The organism is Desulfosarcina cetonica JCM 12296, assembly GCF_001311845.1.
Taxonomy (GTDB): Bacteria; Desulfobacterota; Desulfobacteria; order Desulfobacterales; family Desulfosarcinaceae; genus Desulfosarcina; species Desulfosarcina cetonica.
The window spans coordinates 1-1,092 of record NZ_BBCC01000473.1; the positions used below are offsets into that span (position 1 = coordinate 1).

Here is a 1,092-nt window from a genome sequence, read left to right on the forward strand (position 1 = left end):
AAGTCAAAAAAAGAGGTCAAAATTTACGATTATGTGGATCTCCAGGTAAAGATGCTGGAAAAGATGTATCAAAAACGGCTCAATGGATACGCTTCCATGGGATACAAGGCTAAAGGCGAGGAAATAGATGACACACCTTTGGATATCATCTTTGATAAAGATAATTTTCTGCCTGTTTTCAATCAGGATATCAACACCGCAGAGAAAGAGATTTTAATTGTAAGTCCGTTTGTCAGAAAAATGCGCACGCTTCAAATGATGAAACACCTGAAAGTGGTATTGGAAAAGAATGTCCGTATATTAGTTGTTACCCGTCCTAAAGAAGATTTTAAACCGAAAGATCACTCCACCATCCAACGGACATTGAACCTGTTAACAGATTGCGGAGCCAATGTCGTTTTCAAATCCAATATCCACCAAAAATTTGCGGTTATGGATCAAAAGGTCGTGTGGTACGGTAGCATCAATCTGTTGAGCTATGGGAGTGCCCAGGAAAGCATCATGCGAATAGAAAGTGCCAATATCGCGAACGAATTGGTGAAGAGCATAGAAAAGGCATAATCTGAATAGGTGGTTCGCTGAGTGGATGAAGTGATAACTTTTGGGTATTATCGATGATAGGGTAACATCTCAAAAAGTTATGGTAGTACTACAAAAATCTGGACAAGCTCGCCGCATTATGATATGTGCATAATGTATGAAAGGGCCGAGCAAAATTCCGGATATGTCCAGACAAGGACATGTCATCGACGGTCAAGTTGCTGTTGGACTTTATCGAACAACAAAACGCCTTGATCCTCCAGCAAGCCGAAAAGATTCAGCAGCTCAAGGATGAGATTGCCCGACTCAAAAATCAACCTCCCCGGCCAAAGATCAAACCCAGCAGTTTGGGAAAGAAAGAAACAAAATCCTCAGCGTCGCCGAACAAAAAACGGCCCGGGTCAAAAAAACGCGCCAAGACAGCCCAGCTTGAAATTCACCATACCGAACCCATTGAACCGGAATCGATACCCGCAGGGCCCGTGTTCAGGTATTATAAGACTTCGTCGTTCAAGACATCACCATCAAGCCTCGCAATACACGGTATCGCCC

At 43.0% G+C, this 1,092-nt stretch carries 1 protein-coding gene and 1 pseudogene; both read left to right on the forward strand.

Translation table 11 applies throughout. The features are described from left to right. A partial coding sequence (locus JCM12296_RS35050; RefSeq protein ID WP_246805341.1) for a phospholipase D-like domain-containing protein occupies positions 1-561 on the forward strand: 561 nt, incomplete at its 5' end. Between the two features lie 203 nt (positions 562-764). Beyond that, positions 765-1,092, forward strand: a pseudogene (locus JCM12296_RS35055) (hypothetical protein); the annotation flags it as partial.